The organism is Metabacillus halosaccharovorans (assembly GCF_002019635.1).
Taxonomy (GTDB): Bacteria; Bacillota; Bacilli; order Bacillales; family Bacillaceae; genus Metabacillus; species Metabacillus halosaccharovorans.
Genome location: NZ_KV917371.1, coordinates 400,952 through 419,808, shown reverse-complemented (window position 1 = coordinate 419,808; position 18,857 = coordinate 400,952). Strand labels below are relative to the sequence as shown.

Below are 18,857 nucleotides of genomic sequence, written 5' to 3'. Positions count from 1 at the left end.
TCAATTACAATTATAAAGGATGATGATAATCATTATCATCAAATGAAAGGAAGTGTTCTCTAAATGATGAATGAAAACAAACATATGGCAGAGAAGAATGTGATGCAAGATCATTTAGAGTCTTTTATAAAATGTCCGTATCAAGTTTACTATTTTCAGCTCCTTCATGAAAAAGAGCGAATGTGGAGACAGAATATACAGGCAGTCATCAATTCAATTGTTCATACATATTATGAGCTTCGTTTAGAAGATCAGACAAAGCTATCTGCATTAAAGTTAATAAATGAGTATTGGCACCAAGTCAGGTTTGATATTTTTCAGTCCGGGGAAGAGTATTATATGGTTTTAGCCAAAATAACGGACCATTTGCTTCAGTTTCTCTCAACCAAAAGTAAGCAACCGCCGCTTTTCTTATATGAAAAACTATACATAAAGGGTTTAGAATCTCAAGCCTCCATTACGATCGAATTAGCAGAATGGTCAGCTACATCTTTTTCAGTAAAAAAATTCCTTTTAGAGGCAGATCAGCAGTTGATGGAAAGATATAGTCAACTCGTTTCGGTTTTCTCTTACGAATCTTTGGGAATACTACCTGAAAAGATTGAGATTGTTTCTTTATTAGATGGAAGAATAACTGCCTTTTATCCAAGTGAGCAAGATATTCCAAAGGGAGTTCAATATTTGGAGTATATAAAGCAACTTATTAATGAAAACAATCAAGGGTGCTTTGAATGTCCTTTAACAAAACTATGCAAAGATATATTTAAAGATCAAAATGTCCATTAAGAGAGGAGTTTCGACTATGCATCACTATTTTATCGTGAATCAACAGTTCCAACATTTTGTCGAGTGTTTTTGTCCAGATGGGGAGCATGAGGATATGCTGACAATTAAGCGTGGAGAATTTCTGGAAGTAACTAATGAACGTACATATGTACATGAACAGGGATGGTATAACATGGTTATCCTGAATTCTGATAAGTATATATATATGGCATTAGACGACTTAGAAAAGTATTTCATTAAAGGATATATTTATTCGTTAATGGATTTGGAGTTACATATTAATCACTTGAAATTTCAGGTTGATCAGTCTCTGGGGCATGGTGATGAGGATACATTCTTGGAAGCGACAAATGGCTTGAAAAAGTCCAATGAGTTAAAAATAATGTTAGAAAGACATTTAAATAGTATGACGGAAAATCAACTAATGTAGGTTTTCATAGGATGTGAAAGAAATGGGTAAATACATGAAAGAAGGTATCGTCTTTCAGAAGGACCTTATCATTCAACAACTGTTAAAGTTAAACTGCTTTAAATCATCAGATGATCGCCAATTATATGAATTAACTTTACCTGAACTGGAAAGTGAATATAAGCTGGTAAAAGAAAAGAATCATTCCGTTTCATAAGACCATGAAAAGGTGAAAGTAAGTCTCCTTTTTCATGGCTTTTTTTGGACACTGAATAATTATTTGCAATTTTCTATTAGATAAAATTCGACACCGACATCACTTCTTTCTCTTTTTCCGAATAAAAGCCACTACACATAATAAAAGTGGAATAGCAAAGGTAAAAATAGGATAAATATATGCAAGCATAAAATCACCTTGAGCCATATGAGAAATGTAGTTTCCTGTAAAATAATTGGAAGTGAAAAAGACTATGGCTCCAAAAGGTAAAACTAACACATTTTTAGATATTTTAAATAATGTTGCTCCGCCTATCACTGCTGCATACATAAAAATGGCGACTTTAAAAAAATCATTAACTAACAGCCAAATCATAAAAAGTGCATCAAGTCTTTGAATAATGTCAGCAACCTCAATTTTTTGAACCATTCTCAGAAAAGGAGATATGGAAGTACCTCTACTATCGGCACCTAATACCCCGATCGTTAAAAAGTGAAAAAGTGTTAAAGATAACCCTCCTATTATGACTCCCATAAAAGATGCCTTTAATTGAAGTTTTGGTTTATTTAAATATGCAAATACCATTGTAAAACAAACAACTTCTCCAAAAGGTGCTATCCAAGCTTCTCTCACTGCTGTACCAACGATTTTTTCCCAACCTGGTTCTAAAACAGGTAATAAATTTTCATATTGAAAAATATCAGAAAGAAAAATAAAGATAATCATTAATATCCCTGTTAGGACCAGATATACAATGAATATTTCACTTGTTCTTAGCAGGACTTCTATTCCTAAAAATAATCCATAGAGTACAGGGAGTAAAAACATAATCCCGATGACCGATACAGGTGTTCCGTGTAAAAATAGAGGTGCCAGTTCCATTGCATCTCGAACATCACGGGCAGCCCCGTATAAAAAAAACAAAACATAGGAAATGCCGACTGCGGTACCTAAATATTTACCCAGGATCTTTTTTGTGTATTCTGTTAAGACCAGGTTAGGATACAGTTTATATAAATAGTGATAAATCAAAAGCAAGGGAAAACTTAAAAACATACCAAGTAAAATTGAAATCCAGGCAGCTTGTTCAGCTTCTGCAGCTAATGGGAAAATAACGGTTGTACCTACAACAAAAATGTACATGATCGTAACCAACTGAATGGCGGATATCTTTGCATTCTCCATATTAGTCTTACCTTCCGCTTTCTTTGTTCGTTTTGACTTTTTTAACCTTAGCTGTAAACAGAATAATGCATGGAAGAAAGAAACAAATTGTTAAGGAATACGGTGTCCATGTGTGGGCAAGGAAATCTTGAAAATAAACGATATCCGGGTATAGGATGATAGAAAAGGTGACTAGTAAAAAGGCTAATGGAAAAACCAGAATTTTATAGCTCTTTAATTTGAATATTTGTGCAAGGCCAAGAGTGATTCCGTAATAGCAAATCGTAAGCTTAAAATACATAGAAAAAAACCAAATGATGGCAACAATGACTTCCAATCTTTCAATTACTGTTTCAAGACTTATTTTTTTTTCTAATATATAGGAAGGGTAAGCATGCCTTGCAGTAAAATCTGCTCCTAGTACTATGATACTGAATATGATAAGGATTGATAAAATAATTCCACCGATAATAGTTCCTTTATAAAATGATATGGAGCTACCTAGAGTAAAAATAATCACAATAATTTCAAATTCACCTGTATTAATTTTCCCTTTTTCAAGCATGTTTACATATCAACTACCTCTCTATGACAAAAAGCGTTCTATAGATGAAATAATAGGACTATATATACGGTTTAGAAAATCAAGCGGAGTGGGAATTCTTATATTAAGTGCTAAAAGAAAAGCAAATGATAATCCGCTAATCAGTAAGAAACTATAGATGATAATCTCCCGGTAGCTTTTACTTTTTAATAATATCTTAATCTCAATAACCCAAACGAGTAAACCTATAAGGAGAATCCCAACAATTGGCCACATATATGTCTACTCCTTTGTTTCTTTTTGGAATGAGTCTGTAATTGTACCTAATCTTCTTATGTCCGCTTTGACATGAACATTTACGTCTAAATTTGTGAAATGTTCATCCCAGTTATCTTTTAGTCCTTTCCAAGCTTTTGGATCTTCCCGATGAATAACTTCTCCAAAACCAAAAATATCACTTTGAAATTCCTCTTGAACCTGTTGAATAGAGGTTTGTACCTTCTCTTTAATATTGTCACTATACTTTTTTTCTAATTTGTCGATATTTTCAGGTTTTGTTAAATCAATACTACTTTCAACATCAGCGATATTTCCTTCAGTTGTGATGGAAATATCGATAACAGGTTTACCCTTTTCCATTTTTCCCTTTACTTTGGTTTTAGAACGTAAAGTTTCGATGGCGATTTTGCCATCTTCTTGTTCAATCGTTACAACTGTATTTTTAATATTGTCGGTAATATAGTTAAAACCTTTGCTTTCATCCTTATTTAACCAACCAATCAGTTTGTCTTTCTTAAACACAGCAAGATAATCAATTTTTAACCCTGTTTCGGGTGAGACATTGTGAACGTTTTCGATACTTCCGCCAGCTTCGGCATTTCCGTAAAGATAGATACCAGTTAATACAGGTTCTTTTCCTTTACTCACAATACTATTAATCAATTCATCCAACTTAACTGTTTTTGCTGCTGCCCAAACACTCTCAGAGTTTTCAAGTGCATTAAAAAGTTTATTTGCCGGCACTTTTTCGATTGCGGTTTGAATATTTAAGATGTCGGCTGCAGTAGACCCTTTTGCGACTGTAATATAAAAGTCAGTTCTCATTTCATGATCTCTTGAAATAAAATCAAGAGCTTTACCTATCCCCTCACTAGCTATTTCTTCTCCAAAGACAACTTCACGAAGATGTGCTAAATAAATACGTCTGGGAGTGTCAGTTGACAGCTTCCGTAATGCTTCAAACACGGTTTCTCCAGATTTTACAAATCTCACCACTTCAGTACGTCCAGAGCTTGTATTTCCTGCAAGCTCTGACGGATTTAATATTTGAATCGATACTGAATAACCATTTTCTGTTTTATCGATACCAATCGCTGTTACGATGGCAAGTTCGTTTAAATCTTTTTTACTCCAGCAACCAGAAGTAAGAAGAAGCATACAAATAATAATAAGTAACTTCTTGTACATAAGGTAAACTCCTTAACTAGTAGTAGGTGGTTTTGGAGAAGGTGTATCCTCTCGATCTGTATCCTTTTGATTGATTAAACGCGGGCGTGCAAATAAGGCCCAATGTGGAAATCTGAAAAAATTATCCTTTTGGTCTTGTAAAATAAATGGGGCATTCGGTGATAAATAAGGAATCCCAAAAGACCTCAAACTGCTAAGATGAAGGACCATGGCAATTAAGCCTAAAATAATGCCAAATAAACCGAACGTTCCAGCGAGAAACATAAACCCAAAACGAAGGATCCGCACTGCAATACCCATATTAAATGTTGGAGAAACAAAGCTGCTAATCGCTGTTAAGGAAACAACAATGACCATTGTGGCTGTGACAATCCCAGCTTCAACAGCTGCCTGACCTATAACAAGTGCACCAACAATGGAGATCGCTGAACCAACTGCTCTGGGCATTCGCACTCCGGCTTCCCGTAGTATTTCAAACGTTATTTCCATAATGATTGCCTCGACAATCGCGGGAAATGGAACTCCGTCTCTCTGTGCTGCCAGACTTATGAGTAACGGAGTAGGCAGCATTTCCTGATGAAAGGTTGTTACTGCAATATAAGCTGAAGGTGTTAGCAATGCGAGAAAAAACGATAGATATCTAAGTAAGCGAATTAGTGTTGCGATATCAGCTCGTTGATAATAATCCTCACTTGCTTGAAAAAAATTAACTAAAAGAGCAGGAACGATAAGAATAAATGGAGTTCCATCAACCAGAATGGCTACTCTTCCTTCCAATAAGGCAGCCGCCACAGTGTCAGGCCGTTCTGTATTAAAGACAGTTGGAAAGGGAGTAAATGTACTATCCTGTATGAGTTCTTCTATATATCCGCTTTCAAGAATTGCATCTATTTTTATCTTATCGAGCCGAGTATGAACTTCTTTTACAATCTTATCGTTCGCTACACCTTTTATATACATAATGCCAACATCTGTTTTCGTTTTTTTGCCGAGCTGTTTCGTCTCAAGCCAAAGGTTTGGATCTTTAATTCTACGTCTTATCAAAGCCGTGTTCGTTCTTAAAGTTTCAGAAAAACCATCTTTTGGACCTCTAACAACTGTCTGGGAAGAAGGTTCCTGTACTCCGCGATCAGCCCAGCCTCTTGACCCAATAGCTAAGCATTTAGGAAATCCGTCCATCAATAAAATAGTATCACCAGACAAAAAGTGAAAAAAAAGAGTTTCGAATTGAACAATCTCCTTTATTTCTCCGATCGGTAGAGTTTGTGCCTTAATGAATTCAAACAAGTCTGTGTGAATATCAGTATGATCAACATCTGCATCCCTAATTTGAACCATTAGAGTGTCCAAAACCAAATCTTGTACAAAGGTTTTGTCAGCTAATCCATCAGTAAAAATAACTCCTATATCAATTAAACCGCTTTGACCGGCCTTGAATTCTCTAATAACGATATCTGAGCTGTTTCCTATTACCTCTTTAATGTAGGATAAGTTCCAATGAAGGTTGGAAGAGATTTGTTCGATCTTCTTTTGCTCTTGTGATCTGCTATTCATCTCTTGGATGGCAGATAATTTTTCAGTAAAGTTTTTGTTTTGTTTTTTTTCTTTTATTAATTTTGACAATGGTTTAGGAACACGTGTTTTCAATCTAAACCTCCTAGCAAGAAAAGGGTGCTAACACGTATTGTTAACAAATTAGGGTGAATTATCCAAGTCTTTGAAAATAAAGTGCATCAGGGATCTTTGGCAAAAGGGTGACATTTTTATAGCGAAGCTTTATGATGAAAAAATAAATATTTGCAACATAAAGATAAAGTGAGGAGTACACATGCAAAAGATTTTACCGGCTTTTTCATCTATTAAACAATTCGAACGGTTCCTGGTTAGCGACTATGAGATTGGTGTTTTTTTGGAAACGCATATTTCTCAATTGGCCAATCTACATAAATTAGCTGAGCAACATCATAAAAAAATCATCTATCATGTTGACTTAATCCATGGGTTGAAAAGCGATGATTTTGCGGCAGAGTATCTTTGTCAGGAATATCAACCTTATGGTCTTATTTCTACAAAATCGAATGTTATTTTAAAAGCAAAGCAAAAAGGTGTTATTGCGATCCAAAGGATGTTTTTAATTGATTCCCATGCATTAGAACGAAGCTATCGCTTAGTGGAAAAAACAAAACCGGATTATATTGAGGTATTACCAGGTGCAATGCCTTGGATGATCAAAGAGGTAAAGGAACGTACACAAACTAAAATACTCGCAGGCGGGTTAATTCGTACAGGTGAAGAAGTTCAAAAAGCGTTGGAAGCTGGGGCAGATGCCATTACAACATCCAAAAAAGAGCTCTGGAATTTTGAAAAGTAAAATGGAATTCTACCTTAAGTGGAAGTAAGCGGGATAAAAGACAGGGGGGGAAGGCTATGAAAAATGAAAATTGGTTATCTATGTCAGATGAACATCAAGTATATGTTTGCAAATGGGAAGAGAAATCGGTTAAGCCAAGAGCGGTTGTACAGGTTGCTCATGGAATGGCAGAGCATATTAAACGATACGAACCATTTGCAATGTTTCTCAATTCCAAGGGAATTATCGTAATAGGACATGATCATCGAGGTCATGGACAGACTGGTGAAAAGGGTGGTGAATATGGTTTTTTTGCCGAAAGCAACGGCTTTGAAAGAACAGTTGACGATATGAAAGAAGTGTATGATTTCATAAAAAATCAATATCCGGAATTACCAGTCTTCCTCATGGGGCACAGTATGGGATCTTTTTTAGTACGACGTTTTCTACAGCGTTTTCAGGTGAGTCTAAATGGAGTAATTTTATCAGGAACTGGAGGAAATCCAGGTTTTATCTTAAAAGTTGCAAAAAAATTAGCTGAAACACAGGTCAAAAAATGGGGGAATCGTGCTGAAAGTCCATTTCTGCAAAAGTTAACAACCGGAAGCTATAATAAAAAATTTACGAATGCTAATACAGGTTATGAGTGGCTAACCCGGGATTCTGAACAAGTATCAGCGTATATAAATGATCCGTATTGCGGAAAAGTAGGAACAACAGGATTTTTTCAAGACTTATACTATGGACTTGATATGATTAATAGAGATGAGGAAGTATCAAAAATAGACAGAAATCTACCATTCTATCTTTTTAGCGGGGATATGGATCCTGTTGGAAATTATACCAAGGGCGTAAATAAGCTGATTAATCAGTTAAGGAAACATGGAATTAAGCAAATTGACTATAATTTTTATGAGAACGGTCGGCATGAAATGTTAAATGAAGTAAATCGTGAGGTTGTATATAAGGATACATATAGGTGGATAGAAAAAAATTTAAATTAGTACCAACAAAAATGCTAGATTGTCATCCTGACAATCTAGCATTTTTTTTCTAAACAAATGGTAGAAGTTTGTCGATATAACTAGTATTAAGAATCTCAAATAGTAATATATGTCGAAATTATGATGAGATGAGGAAAGATTTACTATATAATAAGAAAAAAGTCTTAGTTATACTACTAGTAGATAAGTAAGGGTGTGAAACGGTCATTCTGTGACATATTCTAATAGAGCAGGGGGTGTTTATATTGAGTACAACTGTATCAAACACATTAGAAGATCTACATGGATCAGCGATAGAGTCCATAAAACAGGTTCTTCCGATCCCACATGAAAATATAACAGCGCCTGAGCTACGTTCTGAGTTAACATGCCAATTTGGTGTCCTGGTTGGGATAACAGGTTCAATAAATGGTAAGGTTCTCTATAAGTCTGATGTTGATTTTTTCACTTCTGTAGGTGAATTAATGTTTGGCATGGAACTTGAAGGGGATATGTTAAAGTCATTTGCCGGTGAGCTAGGCAATATGATATCAGGTGGACTATGTACAAATGTCTTTTCAAAAGGAATGACAATTGATATTACAGCACCAACGATCATGGAAGGAAATATGTCACTTTCGGGTTTTAAAGAAGCAATTGAAATCGTGATGACATTCCAAGGTGGTAAAAAACTGGAAATAGGTTTGATGATTGACTAATTATAGTACAAACTGGAGCAGAAGACTTTAATTCTTCTCTTATGAGATTGTGAGTAATAAATAATATTGAATTGTAAAAACAGGTGACTTGTTAAGTAAATGCTTACGTCAGCTGTTTTTTTATTTGATGTATAAAATGATATAATAATTTCCATTAAATACTAAGTTAAGGGGAGAACAAATGGCCGAGGAACTTCGCAACATATTCAATCAAGATTTTATGAATCAGCTTTCAAAGGAATTAAAGAATGCTTATCCATCGTTTGATGAAGAAATATTTCTTGCATATATTTACGCGGGTGAATGGGACAACCTTACTTTAAAGCAAAGAGTCCGGCGAATTTCTGAGTGTTTTCATGAAACGATAAACCTGGAATTTCCAGAGGTGGTTAACATATTAAAAAAGGTAGCACCTCATTTTGAAGGCAGCCTGGCAGGAATTATTTTTCCCGATTACATTGAGGTATACGGTTTAAACGATTGGAATGTGTCAATCTCTGCCCTCAAATATTTCACACAGTATTCAACATCCGAGTTTGCGGTTCGGCCCTTTGTGGTAAAAGATCAAGAGAAAATGCTTCAGCAATTTATTGTCTGGAGCACTCATTCAAATGAGCATGTTAGAAGACTTGCAAGTGAAGGCTCCCGTCCTAGGCTTCCATGGGGTATGGTATTAACCGGCTTGAAAAATGATCCTTCACCCATTTTACCGATTTTAGAAAATTTGAAGGAAGATCCCTCTTTATATGTAAGAAAAAGTGTGGCAAATAATATAAATGATATTTCGAGAGATCACCCGGCTATCGTTCTATCACTAGCCAAAAAATGGAACGGAGAAAATGATTTAACGAATTGGATTTTGAAAAAAGGCTTGCGAACCCTGCTTAAAAAGGGGAACTTAGAAGCTCTTGAACTGTTTGGACTAGGTCCATTAAATACGATGACAATGTCAGATTTAGATGTGACAAAAAATGTAAAGATTGGAGATGCAATTTCCTTTTCATTTAAACTAGCTTCAACAGACACGGAATTACGTAAAGTAAGAGTTGAGTATTCAATCGATTTTATAAAGGCAAATGGGAAACCATCAAGTAAACAATTTCAGCTATCGGAAGTCACGATAAAACCTGGAGAAAAAAAGCAATATGTAAAAATGCACTCCTTTAAAGACTTAACAACCAGGAAGCATTATCCCGGTAGGCATGTATTGTCTATTATTGTGAACGGAGAAGTAAAGGGAACGAAACCGTTTGACGTTCATCTTTATTAAAGGATGATAGAAATTTAGAGGGAAATGAATGTTATTTCTCGAAAAGCTATATATGTATTTTATAAAAAGGCGCTGTCTTACATACAAAAGGGTAGATGGAGGAGAAAAGATGAAACAAAAGAAAATACTATTTATTGGTGACAGTATTACAGAATGGGGAAAACGCGAGGATCCGGAACAAATTGGCATAAGTTACGTGAGAATCATCCATGATTACTTACTAACAACTTATCCAGAGCAAGGATTTGATATAACAAATAAAGGTATCGGCGGCAACCGTATTACAGACCTTGCTTCAAGATGGCAACAAGATGTCATTGAACAAAACCCTGAATACCTTTCCATATCAATTGGGATCAATGATGTATGGAGACAACTTGATCGCCCTGAAATGGAACAAGTAGACATAGAGAAATTTGAACACCTTTACAAAGAACTATTAACCCAAGTGAAAGAACAGACAAATGCGCACATTATCTTAATGGAACCAACTGTAATTGAAGAACAATTGCAATCGAAGGGAAATGAAATCTTAAAAAATTACGTTAAAGTTGTAAATGATATGTCAAAACAATTCGAAACAACGCTCGTCCCTACCCATCAAGCATTTGTAAAGTATCTAGGACAAAACAACAGCTACAACTTAACTACAGACGGTGTCCATATGAACTCTGCAGGCAACATGCTGATGGCCACAACATGGCTAAAAGCAGTAGAAGAACAATTAAAGTAATAGATCTAAATAGACTGATGACCTCCCAAATTTGTGGGGGGGTTTTTTGTAGGGGAGTGTGGTGACCCCTAAAAGTTAGAGTTTTATATTAAGCGGCTAATTGGCTGGTATGGATACGGAATTGAACCGGACTCATGCCTGCCAATTTTTGCTTTATGCGCTTGTTATTATAATAAATGATATATTCTTCAATTCTCTTTTTTAATTCTTCAAATGAGCAGGCTGCTTCCCCATAATACATTTCCTGTTTTATTAATCCGAAAAAGTTTTCCATCGGTGAATTATCTAAACAGTTTCCCTTTCGTGACATACTCTGGAACACCTTATGTTTCTTTAGGGTCTTTGTCCATTTCTTATGTTGATAATGCCAGCCCTGATCGGAATGAATAGTGGTTCTGTACTTTGATTCTTTTACAATTTCCAAAGCTTCTTCGAGAGGTTTTATGGCCAATTCTAAGTTTGGTCGCATACCTATCCCATACGAAACAATCTCACTATTGAACATATCCATGATTGGATTAAAATAAAGTTTACCATCTGAGCACTTGAATTCTGTGATATCTGTTGTTAATTTTTGATGACACAAACTTGTGTGAAAACGACGGTTAATGCGGTTCTTGGCAATTGTTCCAACAGTTCCTTTATAAGAACTATACTTACGTGTTTTTCTACTGAATTTATCACATTTGAGCCCAAGTTTTTTCATTATGCGCTGTACCTTCTTGTGATTAATTATCAAACCACGTTGCTTTAAGTTCAAATAGATACGACGATACCCATAGTTACCCTCATGATCCTCAAATATGGATTGAATACATTCTTCAAGTTCCTGATTGGGATTCTCCTTCATCATCATTTTCATGTGGTAATGGTAGGAAGATTCCGGAATTCCTACTATTTTTAGAACGTCTTTTAGTTTGAACTTTTCTTTGAGTTCAAACGATAATGCCCCCTGTGCTTTTCGAGATAACCTTCCGGATTCATCTGAAAAGCTTGTAACTTTTTTAAGTATTCTACCTCTAACCGAAGAAGCTCGTTTTCTCTCTCCAACTTTTGTTCGTAGGTCATTTCTTTATCTTGAATTGTTTTTTTACTTTCTTTATTCTTAGCTTTATCAGACATAGGTGGCCGTCCTTTCGGTCTATCCAGAGACACAGCACCACCCTCCAAAAAGGCTTTCTTCCACGCAGTTATCATAGGAGGATTTGTTAGCCCAAACTCCAGGGCTGTGTCGATTACTGAAGATCCTGTTCTTTCCATAAAGCTTATAACATCCAGCTTGAATTGAACAGAATATGTTTTGTTCTGCTTTTTCCTCATTAACCCTTCAGGTCCAAACTTCTCGTAATTTTTCACCCAATTAATGATTTGCTTATGTGACTTAATGTAATGTTTTTTAGCTAACAGTTTATATCCAAGTTGTCCTTCTTGATATTCTTTCACTACCATAAGCTTAAATTTTTCATCATATCTAGACATTAATAAAACACCCCAAAAGTTAGATTCTTTACTCTAACTTTTGGGGTGCAGTTCAGAGTGGGTGAATTGGTTAGTTGACTTGATTGGAAAGGAGAAAAGTGAATTGGTTGAAAAAAGAAGAAAAGTGGTTGAATAATGCCGGAGAGTGGTTGAAAGAATCATAGGTGGTCGAATAAATGGAAAATGTGGCTTAATTAGGTAGGGGAGAAAGTGAATTGGTTGAAAAAAGAAGAAAAGTGGTTGAATAATGCTAGAGAGTGGTTGAAAGAATCATAGAAGTGGTCGAATAAATGGGGAAAGTGGCTCAATTGATGAGGGGAGAAAGTGAATTGGTTGAAAAAAGAAGAAAAGTGGTTGAATAATGCTAGAGAGTGGTTGGAAGAATCATAGAAGTGGTCGAATAAATGGAAAATGTGGCTTAATTAGGTAAGGAAGAAAGTGAATTGGTTGAAAAAAGAAGAAAAGTGGTTGAATAATGCTAGAGAGTGGTTGAAAGAATCAGAGAAGTGGTCGAATAAATGGGGAAAGTGGCTCAATTGATGAGGGGAGAAAGTGAATTGGTTGAAACAAGAAGAAAAGTGGTTGAATAATGCTAGAGAGTGGGTGAAAGAATCAGAGAAGTGGTCGAATAAATGGAGAAAGTGGCTCAATTGATGAGGGGAGAAAGTGAATTGGTTGAAACAAGAAGAAAAGTGGTTGAATAATGCTAGAGAGTGGGTGAAAGAATCAGAGAAGTGGTCGAATAAATGGAGAAAGTGGCTCAATTGATGAGGGGAGAAAGTGAATTGGTTGAAACAAGAAGAAAAGTGGTTGAATAATGCTAGAGAGTGGGTGAAAGAATCAGAGAAGTGGTCGAATAAATGGGGAAAGTGGCTCAATTGATGAGGGGAGAAAGTGAATTGGTTGAAAAAAGAAGAAAAGTGGTTGAATAATGCTAGAGAGTGGTTGAAAGAATCACAGAAGTGGTCGAATAAATAGGAAAGGTGACTCAATTAGGGGAGTAGAAATGATGAGATATATATATAAGAGCAGTTTAATAACCGTTTGGAGTTAATAATAGAGAATAAATAACCACTAATAATCCAAACTTTTACTAGAATATTAAAATAGTGAAACATATTAGAGGAATTACTAATCAAGATAACGAATATTACCCCGAATAAAAAATAAGGAGATGATTGTTTTGATTATGAAAGAAAGGCTGAAGCCATTGTTTCTTCAAAAGCAAGAAGCATTGCTGCGAAGACTGCCCAAAATACATAAACTGTACCCAAAAATTGAACGAGATTACAAAAAAAGCCTTGCTGGCTACAACGGGGAAAAATCTATTGACTATTTTCTCAGTTACTTAAAGGAAGAGTATCTTATTTTCCACAATGTTAGACTTCTTGATCGCAAGCACTACTTTCAAATGGATACACTAATTATAACTCCTTCATTTGCATGTGTTTTAGAAGTTAAGAACATAGCTGGATCGATTTATATAAATGAGGAAACTGATCAGATGATTCGCACATTGGATGGAAAAGAGGAAGGATTTCTTAGTCCATTGATACAAGTTAGGCGTCAGCAAGATCATTTTAGTCTTTGGTTAAAAGAACAAAAAATACCCAATATACCCTGTATAGGATTTGTTGTCCTCAGTAATCCTTCTACAATTTTAAAATCTTCTAATTCATTAATACTCCAAGCTGCAAGAATTCCAAGTAAATTCCAACACCTAGAAAATAAATACAAAGAGATAAAGCTGAAAAAACAAAGTATCAATAGACTCTCAGCCAGAATCACTGATTCTCATACTGAAAATGATGTTTCAATTATAGAACACTATCAACTATTAAAGTCTGAGATAATAACAGGTGTTCAATGTCCATTTTGTGAAACCATTCCCTTGATGAAAACGTTTGGCTTTTGGGCATGCCAAAAATGCGGGCAAAAATCAAAAAATGCACATACTAAAGCTCTGACTGATTATAAGCTTCTTTTTTCTGAGCGTATAAGTAATCGGGAAGTTCGATCATTTCTTCACATAAAATCCAGTTCAAGTGCGAAAAGAGTGTTACAGAAACTGCATTATCCATTTACAGGTAATACAAAGGATCGGATCTATTATATAAAAAGCAATCAATCTGATAAGTAGTAAGAAAGTTTCTCAAATAATTCCATTAATAGATTGATACTAGTGTTAAAACTTTTTCTATGGTACAGTGGAACATGTGTGTTTTTGGTAGAATAAAAAGGTCTTTTGTTATATTTGAAATATAATTGTAATATTATATACATTGTTTTGTCATTTTTTGATGATATACTACTAATTGTGGCAAATCTGAGTATAAAGTAATATTTTTAATAGATACATAGGTAAAAATACTGATTGTACGAGAGAAACGAAAGTAGGGAAGAGAATGTCGAAAAAGAAACTAGTTATCATGAATTTAGCAGTCATGATCGGATTAGGAAGTTCATTTGCTATTCCTTCGGCTAACGCTGAAACGGCAGAGCGTACAGAAATTCAGGAAAATATAAAAGATGCAACTCAGGACGTTGAGAAAGTACAACAAGAGTTGGCAGAATTAAAAAAGCAAAGTGAACGTGTTGAAGCAGCAATTAATGATAACACAAAGAAAATTGAAGAAACTGAATCAAAAATAGAAACAGCTCAAACAGAAATCTCAACAATGGAATCAGAGATTGCAAAGCTGGAAAAAGCAATTAAAGAGAGAACAGATATTTTAAAACAACGTGCAATTTCTTACCAACATAGTGGTGGTAATGTAGAGTATATAGATGTGTTACTAGGTTCAAGCAGTTTTAGTGATTTCGTTAATCGTGCTGTTGCAGTTGGTAAGATTGTGGAAGCTGACCGTGCAATGATTCAACAACAAGAAGCTGACGAACAAGAATTAAATGAAAAGAAAGTTTCAAAAGTTGAAGCGCTTTCAGATTTAGAAGGCATGAAATCAGAGTTAGAGGGTATGCAGGAACAAATCCTTTCTCAAAAAAAGGAAAATGATACTTTAATAGGACAACTAAAAGATGAAGAAACTGCAAAACTAGCTGCAGTAAATAGCCTTAAGCAAAAAGAAGCTAATTTAGCTGCTCAAGAAGCTGCGGCTGCTGCAATCGCTCAGGGTTCGTCAAATTCATCAAATGATTCTTCTAGTGATTCTTCTAGTGATTCATCAAGTTCAGTAAAATTAGCAAAAGGAACTTCTTCTAAAACTACAACTGTTGAATCAACACCTGTAAATCCGAATGGAACAGTGAATGATTTAATTCGTGCTGGGTATAAGTATATCGGAAACTCAGTTTATGTCTTTGGTGGCGGAAGAAATTCCTATGATGTAGCAAATGGTCGCTTTGATTGTTCCGGATTTGTGCATTGGGCTTTCTCTACAATAGGAGTAAGCGTAGGCGCAAGCACTGACTCACTTAAATATGCAGGTAAACAGGTTTCTACAAGCAATATGCAACCTGGAGACTTAGTATTCTTTAACACTTACAAAACAGATGGACATGTTGGCATCTATGTAGGTGGAGGTAAATTTATCGGATCACAAAGCTCAACTGGTGTAGCTATTGCTGATATGTCCAGCGGTTATTGGGCTCAAAAATTTAACGGACGTGTAGTACGCGTAAGCATGTAATACTTTTTAAAAGCTGGCACATAGTTGTCAGCTTTTTGTTTTGAAAAAATACTTATGTACTTAATAAATTCCCGATTCTAATGTATCTAAACATGTTTTTGATTAAAAAAATGAAGAAGAAACTTGCAATTCAATAGCACATATAATAGAATATAAATCGTAATAATTACGTTTTATATCCGTGGTAGTTAATTTTATTCCCGAAACATAAAATATAAATCGTAATAATGTCGGTTTGCAAAAAGGAGAAAGATGAATGGTCAAAAGAAAAGTCCCTGTAACAGTGTTAAGTGGATATTTAGGTGCGGGCAAAACAACATTATTAAATCATATTTTAATGAACAAAGAAAATAGGAGGATTGCTGTAATAGTCAATGATATGAGTGAAGTCAATATTGATGCCTCACTTATTAAACAAGGAGGTTTTACGAGGACAAATGAAAAGCTAGTGCAACTTCAAAATGGATGTATTTGTTGTACACTTCGAGAAGATCTTATTGTTGAAGTGAAAAAGCTTGTGGATCAAGGGGATATTGATTATTTAGTTATTGAATCTACCGGTATTTCTGAGCCAATACCTGTGGCACAAACTTTTTCATATATAGATGAGGAGCTCGGAATTAATTTAACTGATAATTGTGTTCTTGATGCGATGGTAACTGTGGTTGATGCGAACAGGTTTTGGCATGATTTTGCTTCAGGGGAAACATTACTTGATCGAAAAGAAGCGACAGACCTATCTGATACGAGAGAAGTTGTTGATTTACTTATAGATCAAATCGAATTTGCCAACATTCTACTATTAAATAAAACAGATTTGGTAAATGAAGAGGATGCTAAGGAATTAAGTGGAGTGATCCATAAGTTAAATCCAAAAGCAAAAATTATTAAAACTAGTTTTTCAAAGGTTTCATTGGCTGAAATTTTAGATACAGATTTATTTGATTTTGAGGAGGCAAGTCAAGCAGCTGGATGGATCCAGGAACTTGCTAATGAACATATACCTGAAACAGAAGAGTATGGGATTTCGTCATTTGTTTACAAACAAAAGCGTCCATTTCATCCAACAAGATTTATGACCTGGTTAGAAAACTGGCCAGTAGACGTTGTTAGGGCAAAGGGGTTTTTTTGGCTCGCATCAAGAAACGAGATAACAGGTCTTCTCTCTCAGGCTGGTCCATCTATCACAATTCAAGGTGCAGGTGAATGGATTGCAACCTATCCGGTGGAAGAACAAGAGATCATTTTGAAAGAGGAACCAGAGTTGCTTAAAAAATGGGATAAACGTTATGGTGATCGCATAACGGAATTAGTGATGATTGGAATTGATATGAACCGTGATGAAATTGAAACAAGTCTTAATCTATGTTTATTAACAGATGCTGAAATGCAGCAAAACTGGTCTCAGTTTAATGATCCACTTCCAGCATTTGTGTAACAAACTAAAAATTAGGAGGGAAAATAATGAGAGTAAATATTACATTAGCATGCACAGAAACAGGAGACCGTAATTATATTACAACAAAAAATAAACGAAACAATCCAGATCGAATTGAATTGAAAAAGTATTGCCCGCGATTAAAAAGATATACTCTACATCGTGAAACAAAATAGAAAATTAGTTACGAATGAAAAAGACTGTCACCTAAGGCAGTCTTTTTTATTCGTTCGGAAGATTATATTGAGGGTCATATAAAAAAATAAGGCCATCCCTATAAGTTCTTGGCAATAAAGTGAGTTTTCTAACATGTTAGGAATCATGGTCATGACAGATTGTACAAATTAATGACTTTATTTTTCAATATGTAACATATTTTATAGAAATTTGAATAAAGTGATAAAAAAGAAGGATATTTATCAGTTTTTGTCTAATTATCATTAAGGCATTCACACAATGAAAGTGGTGAAAAAGTGAACTCGATATCTGGATCAGGTTGTTCGGTTGAAGAGAAGGTAATTAAGTTTTTGGAGAAAGTTCAGAGTGAGTTTTTAGGAATGTGGCTAGAAAATGTTATTGTAAATGAAAATGATATCTTCAAAGATCGGGTAGGGAATAATGGATACGAAATGTACCTATTGGTCAAAAAATCTTTGTTGCAGACAATAAGTGATGATGAACTGAAAGAGCTTGCTTATAAAGTAGCAAAGGAACGTGTACTTAGTAAAAGCAATATCGGAGAGTTTGTTTTCAATATGAATATAGGAAGAAGCACGCTTATTAAATATGTCAACAAGTCAGGTGTTTCTATCCAGGAACTTCAGCCAATCATTGATAGAATTAACGATCATTTCGACAGATATTGTTTTCATGCAGTTACAAGATATACAGAATTAAAAGATATTGAGATAAATGAAAAAATGCTTTTTGTGAATCAGTCACATAAAGATCGATTATCACTACTAGGTCAAATGTCTTCAAGTTTTGTCCATGAATTTAGAAATCCATTAACATCTGTAATGGGATTTATGAAGTTGTTAAAAAATGAGCATCCCAATTTAAAATATATGGATACGATTGAACATGAGTTGGATCAGTTAAAGTTTAGAATTACTCAATTCTTACATGCTTCCAGGTTAGATTCCGGAGAAAAAGAGCACAAAGAGATTCAAGTAGATAGCCTCTTTTCTGATATTATTTCTTTTTTATACCCGAGTATAGTAGATGGAGATGTAAATGTATCAACATCTATTGATCCTCATTGTAAGATTATAGCTGCAAAAGATGAAATAAAACAAGTGTTGGTTAATATCATTTTAAATTCTATTGATGCTTTGAAACAAAAAAATTCTATGGAGCGTAATCTATGGATTACCTGTGAAAAAACTGAACATACTATCTCCTTTAAGATAACAAATAATGGCCCTAAAATTCCCGAAGAAATAAGGGAAACGATTTTTGAACCTTTTTACACAACCAAGAGCTTTGGTACGGGAATTGGATTATATGTTTGTAAATCAATCATAGAAAAACATCATGGAACCATTTTTTGCGAATCAGATCAGCATCAAACCTCTTTTGTGATTAGATTACCTGAAAAAGTAGAATGAACCGACCTTAATTGTTATTGAGATCGGTTTTTTTTTAGGTT

The 18,857-nt window shown here is 34.8% G+C and carries 20 protein-coding genes; 13 read left to right on the top strand and 7 right to left on the bottom strand.

The features are described 5' to 3' along the window. The first annotated feature begins 63 nt into the window (after positions 1 to 63). Genes BK577_RS02075 through BK577_RS02065 form a run of 3 tightly spaced genes read left to right on the top strand, consistent with a single transcriptional unit; the run spans position 64 to position 1,412 of the window. A complete protein-coding gene (locus BK577_RS02075) occupies positions 64 to 786 on the top strand; it encodes a hypothetical protein (RefSeq protein WP_078431391.1) in 723 nt (240 codons plus the stop codon). A 16-nt stretch (positions 787 to 802) separates the two neighbouring features. Continuing rightward, a complete protein-coding gene (locus BK577_RS02070) occupies positions 803 to 1,216 on the top strand; it encodes a hypothetical protein (protein WP_078431390.1) in 414 nt (137 codons plus the stop codon). A gap of 22 nt (positions 1,217 to 1,238) precedes the next feature. Next, positions 1,239 to 1,412, top strand: a complete 174-nt coding sequence (locus BK577_RS02065; RefSeq protein ID WP_078431389.1) for a Fur-regulated basic protein FbpA — start codon at positions 1,239 to 1,241, stop codon at positions 1,410 to 1,412. A 99-nt stretch (positions 1,413 to 1,511) separates the two neighbouring features. Here BK577_RS02065 and BK577_RS02060 read toward each other — a convergent pair whose 3' ends face one another. From BK577_RS02060 to BK577_RS02040, 5 genes are read right to left on the bottom strand one after another with little or no spacing between them, the layout of a single operon-like run. After that, entirely contained in the window at positions 1,512 to 2,597 is a 1,086-nt protein-coding gene (locus BK577_RS02060; protein WP_078431388.1) for a GerAB/ArcD/ProY family transporter, read from the bottom strand. Between the two features lie 7 nt (positions 2,598 to 2,604). Further along, the gene (locus BK577_RS02055; RefSeq protein WP_078431387.1) at positions 2,605 to 3,141 is read right to left on the bottom strand and encodes a GerAB/ArcD/ProY family transporter; all 537 of its coding nucleotides are present in this window, start codon (positions 3,139 to 3,141) and stop codon (positions 2,605 to 2,607) included. Between the two features lie 21 nt (positions 3,142 to 3,162). Next, a complete protein-coding gene (locus BK577_RS02050; protein WP_078431386.1) occupies positions 3,163 to 3,396 on the bottom strand; it encodes a hypothetical protein in 234 nt (77 codons plus the stop codon). Between the two features lie 6 nt (positions 3,397 to 3,402). Beyond that, positions 3,403 to 4,587, bottom strand: a complete 1,185-nt coding sequence (locus BK577_RS02045) for a Ger(x)C family spore germination protein (RefSeq protein WP_078431385.1) — start codon at positions 4,585 to 4,587, stop codon at positions 3,403 to 3,405. Between the two features lie 12 nt (positions 4,588 to 4,599). Beyond that, positions 4,600 to 6,141, bottom strand: coding sequence for a spore germination protein (locus BK577_RS02040; RefSeq protein ID WP_078433429.1), 1,542 nt, complete (start codon positions 6,139 to 6,141; stop codon positions 4,600 to 4,602). Between the two features lie 274 nt (positions 6,142 to 6,415). On the opposite strand from BK577_RS02040, the gene BK577_RS02035 reads away from it, so the two are divergent. From BK577_RS02035 to BK577_RS02015, 5 genes are all read left to right on the top strand, one after another. Then, on the top strand, positions 6,416 to 6,958 hold the full coding sequence (locus BK577_RS02035) for a glycerol-3-phosphate responsive antiterminator (RefSeq protein ID WP_078431384.1): 543 nt from the start codon (positions 6,416 to 6,418) through the stop codon (positions 6,956 to 6,958). A 56-nt stretch (positions 6,959 to 7,014) separates the two neighbouring features. After that, the gene (locus tag BK577_RS02030) at positions 7,015 to 7,941 is read left to right on the top strand and encodes an alpha/beta fold hydrolase (protein WP_078431383.1); all 927 of its coding nucleotides are present in this window, start codon (positions 7,015 to 7,017) and stop codon (positions 7,939 to 7,941) included. A gap of 245 nt (positions 7,942 to 8,186) precedes the next feature. Beyond that, positions 8,187 to 8,639: a chemotaxis protein CheX gene (locus tag BK577_RS02025; protein ID WP_169908062.1), complete on the top strand. Its 453-nt coding sequence runs from the start codon at positions 8,187 to 8,189 to the stop codon at positions 8,637 to 8,639. 181 nt (positions 8,640 to 8,820) lie between these two features. Further along, positions 8,821 to 9,909 (top strand): DNA alkylation repair protein, encoded by a 1,089-nt coding sequence (locus BK577_RS02020; RefSeq protein WP_078431381.1) that lies wholly within the window; start codon positions 8,821 to 8,823, stop codon positions 9,907 to 9,909. A 109-nt stretch (positions 9,910 to 10,018) separates the two neighbouring features. After that, positions 10,019 to 10,642, top strand: a complete 624-nt coding sequence (locus tag BK577_RS02015; RefSeq protein ID WP_078431380.1) for an SGNH/GDSL hydrolase family protein — start codon at positions 10,019 to 10,021, stop codon at positions 10,640 to 10,642. A gap of 88 nt (positions 10,643 to 10,730) precedes the next feature. Here the strand turns inward: BK577_RS02015 and BK577_RS02010 are convergent, their stop codons facing one another. After that, positions 10,731 to 11,654, bottom strand: coding sequence for an IS3 family transposase (locus BK577_RS02010; RefSeq protein WP_139367248.1), 924 nt, complete (start codon positions 11,652 to 11,654; stop codon positions 10,731 to 10,733). Further along, complete coding sequence (locus tag BK577_RS02005; protein ID WP_078431378.1) at positions 11,555 to 12,121, bottom strand: helix-turn-helix domain-containing protein; 567 nt, start codon at positions 12,119 to 12,121, stop codon at positions 11,555 to 11,557. Before BK577_RS02005 ends, BK577_RS02010 begins: the two co-directional genes overlap by 100 nt. 1,189 nt (positions 12,122 to 13,310) lie before the next feature. Between BK577_RS02005 and BK577_RS02000 the strand changes: the two genes are divergently transcribed. The 5 genes from BK577_RS02000 to BK577_RS01980 all read left to right on the top strand — a co-directional run bounded on the left by BK577_RS02000 (position 13,311) and on the right by BK577_RS01980 (position 18,816). Further along, positions 13,311 to 14,261 (top strand): nuclease-related domain-containing protein, encoded by a 951-nt coding sequence (locus BK577_RS02000; RefSeq protein WP_245823477.1) that lies wholly within the window; start codon positions 13,311 to 13,313, stop codon positions 14,259 to 14,261. 265 nt (positions 14,262 to 14,526) lie between these two features. Beyond that, positions 14,527 to 15,768 carry a coiled-coil domain-containing protein gene (locus tag BK577_RS01995; RefSeq protein ID WP_078431376.1) on the top strand — a complete coding sequence of 414 codons (1,242 nt, stop codon included), beginning with the start codon at positions 14,527 to 14,529 and terminating at the stop codon, positions 15,766 to 15,768. A gap of 256 nt (positions 15,769 to 16,024) precedes the next feature. Then, positions 16,025 to 17,206: a GTP-binding protein gene (locus BK577_RS01990; RefSeq protein WP_078431375.1), complete on the top strand. Its 1,182-nt coding sequence runs from the start codon at positions 16,025 to 16,027 to the stop codon at positions 17,204 to 17,206. A gap of 26 nt (positions 17,207 to 17,232) precedes the next feature. Continuing rightward, on the top strand, positions 17,233 to 17,382 hold the full coding sequence (gene rpmG / locus BK577_RS01985) for a 50S ribosomal protein L33 (RefSeq protein WP_026559107.1): 150 nt from the start codon (positions 17,233 to 17,235) through the stop codon (positions 17,380 to 17,382). 297 nt (positions 17,383 to 17,679) lie between these two features. Beyond that, positions 17,680 to 18,816 carry a histidine kinase N-terminal domain-containing protein gene (locus BK577_RS01980; RefSeq protein ID WP_245823412.1) on the top strand — a complete coding sequence of 379 codons (1,137 nt, stop codon included), beginning with the start codon at positions 17,680 to 17,682 and terminating at the stop codon, positions 18,814 to 18,816. The last annotated feature ends 41 nt before the right edge of the window (positions 18,817 to 18,857 follow it).